Genomic DNA, 7,316 nt, shown 5'->3' on the forward strand with positions numbered 1-7,316 from the left:
GGCGGGGGAAGGTCTGCTCCCGCCGGTTCATCGGGCTGGAGGGATCGTTGTCTTGCAGCGTCGACATCGGGGATTCCGGTGCTTTCGGGGCCAGGGCGCCCCCGGCTCGGGACGATACCGGGAGGGAAACGAACGATCTTGTATCGGAACACCATCATGCCTGCGTAGACTCGGGCCCGCACCTGCCCCCATGCCATCGAGCCCATGCACGCCAACGAACCCGCCGTCGCGACACCCTCGCTGCCCGCCCGCCTCATCCGCACGCCCCTGGCGCGCATCCTCGTCTTCGCCGCCAGCATGATGCTCATCGGCATGGTCCTGGGCCATGTCTACTCGGGCCTGGGGCTGCCCAAGGAGGTGGCGTTCGGCGACACCACGCCGCTCATCGAACTGTTCCGCCTGCTGCCGCCGATCCTCGCCTACTGGCTGCTGGTGCGGACGATCGAGAACCGGCGCGTCGACGAACTGGCCCTGCGCAAGCTGGTGCCCCACGTGCTGCTGGGCATCGTGGCCGGCTTCGTGCTGTTCTCCAGCGTGGTGGGCTCGCTGTGGGCCCTTGGCGCCTACGTGGTCGATGGCACCAACCCCGGCGTGCCCTGGCTCGGCCTCATCCTCGTGCTGGGCGTGGGTGCCGGCGTGGGCGAGGAGATCATCAGCCGTGGCGTGTTGTTCCGCATCGTGGAAGAGGGCCTGGGCACGTGGATATCGCTGCTGCTCTCGGCTGCCTTCTTCGGCTTCATGCACATCTGGAACCCGCACGCCACGACGTGGAGTGCCCTGGCCATCGCGCTGGAGGCAGGGCTCCTTTTCGGCCTGATCTACCACGTTACACGCTCGCTATGGATCTGCATGGGGCTGCACGCCGCCTGGAATGTCGCCCAGGGCCCGTTCTATGGCATCCCCGTCTCCGGCTTCGAACAGAAAGGGTGGCTCGCCTCGCGCATGCAGGGGCCCAACTGGCTCACGGGCGGGGAGTTTGGCGCGGAGGCCTCGGTGGTGGCCCTTTGCATCTGTTCGACGCTCACGGCCGTACTACTGGCCATCGCCGTCCGCCGCGGCACCCTCGTGCCCCCGTTCTGGGCCCGCCGGGCTAAGGCAAACGGCTGAGGTTGCCGATAATGTGCGGGGCACCATGGAAGCCGCGCCCCTGTTCGTTGTAAATGCCAGGGGAGGCACCGCCCCACCCCACGTCCCACTACCGGTCATCGCATGCCTTCCAACGACACGCAGCACCACTGGCTGGCCGACCAGCCCCTGCAGCGCAAGATCGTCATCGCCATCGGCGCCCTGCTGGCCCTGTTCGTGGCGGCCTGCATCGCCAACCTGGTGTCGCTGGGCCGCGAGAACGAAACCCGGGCCTGGTCCGAGCACACCTACGTGGTGCTGCTCAGGCTGGCCGACGTGGGCGCGGACGCCCAGCAGCGCCAGGTGGCGGCGCGCGGCTACCTGCTCACCCAGGCCGACACCGAGTACGCCGACTTCGAAGCCGCCGACCGCGAGCTGGCCACCAGCGTCGCCGAGCTGCGCCGGCTCACGGCCGATAACCCGCTGCAGCAGGGCCGCATCGACCGCCTGCAGGACATGCTCGACCGCTGGAAGGTCGAGGCGCAGAAAAACGGCATGGAGGCCATGCGCGCCATCGGCAATGCCGTGACCCCCGAGGCCGCCCAGGCCCGCGACGGCATCCGCCGCGATTACTTCGCCCGCCGCACCGTGCTGATGGCCGATATCCGCAAGCTGGTCGACGACATGGCCAGCACCGAGCGCACCCTGCTCGACAAGCGCAATGCCGCGCTCGACGACACCCTGGCCACGACGAAGACTGTCGATATCGTCTCGCTCATCCTGTGCCTGGTGGTCGGCGCGCTCGTCATCATGATGACCTTCCGCCTCATCACGCGCCCGCTGGTGCGGATGACCGACCTGATGACGCGCCTGGCCAACCACGACCACGGCATCGAGGTGCGCCAGCTCACCCGCCGCGACGAGATCGGCGAGATCGCCCGCGCGCTGCAGGTGTTCAAGGAGATGGCGATCGAGACCGCCGGGCAGACCTGGCTGAAATCCGCCGCCGCGGAGGCATCGAACCGCCTGCAGGAAACCACCACCTACCGCGATTTCGCCGACGCCCTGGTCACCGAGCTGGTCACCTCGCTCAAGGCCGGCGTGGGTGTGTTCTACATGTACCGCGAGGATACCCAGCGCCTTGAGCTGGCCGGCAGCTACGGCTTCCGCCAGCGCCGCCACGTCACCGCCGAGTACGCCCTCGGCGAGGGCCTTGTCGGCCAGGCGGCGGCCACGCGCCAGACGATCGTGCTGCAGGACGTGCCCGACGACTACACCCGCATCCACTCGGGCACGGGCGAGGCCTCGCCCACCAGCGTGGTGCTGGTGCCGGTGGTATCGCGCGACGCGCTGCTTGGCGTCATCGAGATCGCCAGCTTCCAGCATCTCACGGCGCTGCAGGAGCGCCTGCTCGACGAGCTGATGCCCATCGTCGCCCTGTCGCTGGAGAACCTGGCCCGCGCCCTGCGCACGCGCGACCTGCTCGACCAGACGCAAACCCAGGCCGACGAGCTGCGCGCCTCCGAAGAGGCCTTGCGCCACCAGCAGGACGCGCTGCAACTCACCAACAGCGAGCTGCACGCGAAGACGGCCGAGCTGCAGGAGCAGTCGCAGCGCCTCATCGCGTCGGAAGAAGAACTGCGCGTGCAGACCGAAGAACTGCACGCCTCGAACGAGGAGCTGCGCGAGAAGAGCATCACGCTCAACGAGCAGAAGGACGCCCTGGTCGAGCTGCAGAAGGAAACCCACGAGAAGGCCGAGGAACTGGCCCGCGCCAGCCAGTACAAGTCCGAGTTCCTGGCCAACATGTCGCACGAACTGCGCACGCCGCTCAACAGCCTGCTCATCCTCTCGCGCAGCCTGGCCGACAACGACGAAGAGAACCTCACCGGCGAACAGGTGGAATCCGCCCGCATCATCCACGACGCCGGCTCGAACCTGCTGCGCCTCATCAACGACATCCTCGACCTGTCGAAGGTCGAGGCCGGCAAGATGGAGCTGATGGTCGACGACTTCTCGCTGGCCGACCTGGCCCGCACGCTCGGCCGTACGTTCAACCACGTGGCGCAGGAAAAGAAGCTGGTGTTCGAGGTGAAGGTGGAGGACGGCCTGCCGGCCACCCTCCGCACCGACGGCGGCAAGCTCGAGCAGGTGGTGAACAACCTGCTCAGCAACGCCTTCAAGTTCACGGCCAGCGGCAGCGTCCGCGCGCGTATCGGCCGCCCGGCCCCAGGCGCCCGCCTGCCCGAAGGCCTCGACCCGGCGCATGCCGTGTGCATCGCGGTGACCGATTCGGGCATCGGCATCCCACCGGAGAAATACCAGCGCGTGTTCCATGCGTTCGAGCAGGTGGACGCCAGCACCAGCCGCCAGTACGGCGGCACGGGGCTGGGCCTGGCCATCTCGCGGCGCATCGCCATGCTGCTCGGCGGCGATATCGTGCTCGAGAGCGAAGTCGGCAAGGGCAGCACCTTCACCCTCTTCCTCCCTGAGCAGGCCCCCGACGCGGCCAGCGAGCGCGCCGAGCCGGTGTCGCGCCAGCAGGCCGCCGCCGAGGCCACGCTGCCGCTCTCCCCGGGCCTCATCACCGAATCGATCGACGATGACCGCGCAAGCATCGCCCCGGGCGATACCGTCATCCTCGTGGTAGAGGACGACCCCGCGTTCGCGCGCATCCTGGCCGACATGATCCACCGCAAGGGCCACCGGGTGCTCGCCGCGGCCGACGGCGAGACCGGCCTGGCGCTGGCCCGGCAATACCGCCCCACGGGCATCCTGCTCGACGTGATGCTGCCTGGCATGGATGGCTGGACGGTCATCGACCGCCTGAAGAACGACGCCAACACACGGCACATCCCGGTGCACTTCATCTCGGCCACCGATGACGCCACCCGCGGCCTCGAGCTCGGCGCCGTGGGCTTCCTCACCAAGCCGGTCAGCCGCGAATCCATCGCCACCGCGTTCGAGCGCCTGCTGCACTTTGCCGAGGGCCGTACGCGCCACCTGCTGGTTATCGACGACGACAGCAGCGCCCGCGCCGCCGTGCGCACGCTGCTGAAGGACGATAACGTGGTGATCGAGGAGGCGGCATCCGGCGAGGAAGCGCTGGCCAAGGCCAACGAGACACCTTACGACTGCATCGTGCTCGACCTCGGCCTGCCGGGCATGTCGGGCATGGAGTTCCTCGAGCACCTGTCGCAATCCGGCCACACGCCGCCGGTGGTGGTGTACTCCGGCCGCGACCTCTCCCGCGAGGAGAGCATGAAGATCCGCCAGTACACCGACAGCATCGTGGTGAAGGGCGCCCGCTCGCCCGACCGCCTGCTCGACGAGGTGAGCCTGTTCCTGCACTCGATACGCCATGGTGGCGGCAGCGCCGCGGCGAAGGCGGAGAACCGCCCCACGCCCACGCCCGCCCGCGACATGGGCGAGGCCGACCTGCGCGGCCGCCGCGTGCTGCTCGTCGACGACGACATGCGCAACCTGTTCGCGCTGTCGAAGGTGCTGCGCGGCAAGGGCATCGACGTGGTGATGGCGCAGGACGGCCAGAAGGCGCTCGACGCGCTCGACAAGGATGCCGGGCTCGAGCTGGTGCTGATGGACATCATGATGCCGGTGATGGATGGCTACGACACCATGCGCGCCATCCGCGCCAAACCTGCCGTGGCGGGCGTGCCGATCATCGCGCTGACGGCGAAGGCCATGCGCGGCGACCGCGAAAAGTGCCTGGAAGCCGGTGCCAACGATTACCTCTCCAAGCCGATCGACGTCGACCGCCTGCTGTCGATGATCCGCGTGTGGCTGCCGACAAGGGCCTGAGGTGGACGTCGAGGACATCGAGATCGAGCTGTTCGTGCGCGCCATGCAGCTGCGCCATGGGCACGACTTCACCGAGTACGCGCCGGCATCGCTGAAACGGCGCGTACAGCAACTGGTACGCACGCACCACGCGGGCAGCATCAGCGAGCTCAACCGCCGCCTGCTGCACGAAGAGGGCTTCGTCACGCGGGTGATCGAAGGCCTTTCCGTGCCGGTCTCGGAGATGTTCCGCGACCCGCCGGTGTTCCGCGCGCTGCGCGACAAGGTGCTGCCGGTGCTGGCCTCGTACCCCGAGATCAACATCTGGCAGGCCGGCTGCGCGCACGGGCAGGAGGTGTATTCGCTGGCGATCCTGCTGGAGGAGGCCGGGCTGTACGAGCGCACGCGCATCTATGCCACCGATTTCAACGATGCCGCGCTGCAGGTGGCCGCGGAGGGCATCTACGCCACGCGCGACGCGCGCGACTGGTCGCGCAACTACATCGAAGGCGGCGGCCAGAAGTCGTTCAGCGACTACTACAGTGCCCGCTACGACTTCATCAAGCTCGACCAGCGCCTGCGCCGCAACGTCACCTTCTTCAACCACAACCTGGTGACCGACGAGGTGTTCTGCGAAGCGCACCTCATCCTGTGCCGCAACGTGCTCATCTATTTCAACAACGCGCTGCAGGACCGCACCCTGGGCCTGTTCCGCGACAGCCTGGTGCGCGGTGGGTTCCTCTGCCTGGGCACGCGCGAGAACATCGATTTCTCGCCATCGGCCGCCAGCTTCGGCGACATCGACGCGGGCCTGCGCATCTACCAGGCAGGTGCCGGCGTCGCGAGGCCGCTGGCCCGATGACCGCCCGCGCCGCCATCGCGATGGGTTGCAGCGCCGGGGGCCTCGCGGCCCTGCAGCGCGTGCTGCCCGCGCTCGACCGGCGGCTGGCGGTGCCCGTGGTGGTCTGCGCCCACACCGGCTCGGCCGATGTTTCCCTGCTGGTGGAATTGCTGGGTCGCGTATCCGCGCTGCCCGTGGTGGAGGCCGCCGAGCGCGAGCCGGCCGACCCGGGCGTGGTCCACGTGGCCCCGAGCGGCTACCACCTCCTGGTGGAGCCGAATGCCCATTTTTCGCTAAACGTGGATGCGCGGGTAACCTATGCGCGTCCCTCCATCGACGTGCTCTTCGAGACCGCGGCCGGTGCGTGGAAGGACGGCCTGGTGGCCGTGCTGATGACGGGCGCCAATTCGGATGGCGCCCAGGGCCTCAGGGCCGTGCGCCAGGCGGGCGGCTACGCGCTGGTGCAGGACCCGGCCAGCGCGGAATCCGACGTCATGCCACGGGCCGGGCTCGACATCGCCGGTGCCGACGCCTGCCTCCCGCTCGACCAGATCGCGGCGCGCCTCAACCAACTTTGCCTCCCATGACATCGATTCGCCCCAAGATCCTCGTCGTCGACGATACGCCCGCCAACCTTGTCGCCATGCGCCGCCTCCTGGCCCGCGCGGACGCCGACATCTTCGAGGCCGACAACGGCAACGACGCGCTGGCCCTGTGCCTGGACCACGAGTTCGCCCTGGTGCTGCTCGACGTGAACATGCCGGGCATGGATGGCTTCGAGGTCGCCGAACTCATCGGCGAGACCGAGCACCTGCGCGAGACGCCCATCATCTTCGTCACGGCCGCCTACGCCGACGACCTGAACCGCATGAAGGGGTATACGGCCGGCGCGGTGGATTACATCGCCAAGCCCATCAACGACGCCATCCTGCAGTCGAAGGTGAAGATCTTCCTCGAGCTGTACCGTGCCCGCGCCCTGCTCCAGCACGCGCTGGACGAGCTCTCCGAGCGCAACCTGCAGCTCACCACGGAAGTGGCCGAGCGCACGCGCATGGAGCAGCTGGTGCGCCACCAGGCCACGCACGACGCGCTGACCGGCCTGCCCAACCGCGTGCTGTTCCGCGAGCGGCTGGAGAACGCGCTGGCCGCCGCAAACGCGGGCGGCGCGCCGTTCGGGCTTGCCTACATCGACATCGACGGGTTCAAGGGCGTGAACGACGCGCACGGCCATGCCGCGGGCGATGAACTGCTGAAGGCGATCGCGGCGCGCATCGACGCGCGCACCCGCGGCACCGACACGGTGGCACGCCTGGGCGGCGACGAATTTGCGGTGCTGCTCAACGACGCGACGGACGGCCAGGCCGCCCTCGCCCGCTGCCAGTCACTGTGCGACACCATCGCCGAACCGTACACCCTCACCGTGGCCGACCTGCGCATCCCCGCCACCATTGGCGCAAGCATCGGCGTCACCATGTCACTGCCCCGCGACGCCTACGACCGCCTCGTCTCCACCGCCGACGAAGCCATGTACGAAGCCAAGCGCGGCGGCAAAAACCGCTGCATCCTGAGGTAAATGTAGGAGCGCACTCCGTGCGCGAAAAGCCAACAAAGC

General features: G+C 68.4%; 5 protein-coding genes. All 5 read left to right on the forward strand.

The window, feature by feature from the left end:
- The first annotated feature begins 204 nt into the window (after nt 1–204).
- The 5 genes from VI08_RS18375 (at nt 205) to VI08_RS18395 (ending at nt 7,277) form a co-directional block, all read left to right on the forward strand.
- Nucleotides 205–1,107 (forward strand): CPBP family intramembrane glutamic endopeptidase, encoded by a 903-nt coding sequence (locus tag VI08_RS18375; protein WP_045831094.1) that lies wholly within the window; start codon nt 205–207, stop codon nt 1,105–1,107.
- A gap of 102 nt (nt 1,108–1,209) precedes the next feature.
- Complete coding sequence (locus VI08_RS18380) at nt 1,210–4,884, forward strand: response regulator (RefSeq protein ID WP_045831095.1); 3,675 nt, start codon at nt 1,210–1,212, stop codon at nt 4,882–4,884.
- Nucleotide 4,885: 1 nt separating this feature from the next.
- Nucleotides 4,886–5,725, forward strand: a complete 840-nt coding sequence (locus tag VI08_RS18385) for a CheR family methyltransferase (protein ID WP_084621610.1) — start codon at nt 4,886–4,888, stop codon at nt 5,723–5,725.
- Nucleotides 5,722–6,291, forward strand: coding sequence for a chemotaxis protein CheB (locus VI08_RS18390; RefSeq protein WP_045831096.1), 570 nt, complete (start codon nt 5,722–5,724; stop codon nt 6,289–6,291). Before VI08_RS18385 ends, VI08_RS18390 begins: the two co-directional genes overlap by 4 nt.
- Nucleotides 6,288–7,277, forward strand: a complete 990-nt coding sequence (locus tag VI08_RS18395; RefSeq protein WP_198149001.1) for a diguanylate cyclase domain-containing protein — start codon at nt 6,288–6,290, stop codon at nt 7,275–7,277. The genes VI08_RS18390 and VI08_RS18395 overlap by 4 nt, the downstream gene beginning before the upstream one ends.
- Nucleotides 7,278–7,316: the final 39 nt, after the last annotated feature.

The organism is Luteibacter yeojuensis (genome assembly GCF_000964085.1).
Lineage (GTDB): Bacteria > Pseudomonadota > Gammaproteobacteria > Xanthomonadales > Rhodanobacteraceae > Luteibacter > Luteibacter yeojuensis_A.

Bases quoted from the DNA above. Each gene is read 5' to 3' on its own strand.
- VI08_RS18380 (WP_045831095.1), top strand. From the start codon at position 1,210: ATGCCTTCCAACGACACGCAGCACCACTGGCTGGCCGACCAGCCCCTG.
- VI08_RS18375 (WP_045831094.1), top strand. From the start codon at position 205: ATGCACGCCAACGAACCCGCCGTCGCGACACCCTCGCTGCCCGCCCGC.
- VI08_RS18395 (WP_198149001.1), top strand. From the start codon at position 6,288: ATGACATCGATTCGCCCCAAGATCCTCGTCGTCGACGATACGCCCGCC.
- VI08_RS18390 (WP_045831096.1), top strand. From the start codon at position 5,722: ATGACCGCCCGCGCCGCCATCGCGATGGGTTGCAGCGCCGGGGGCCTC.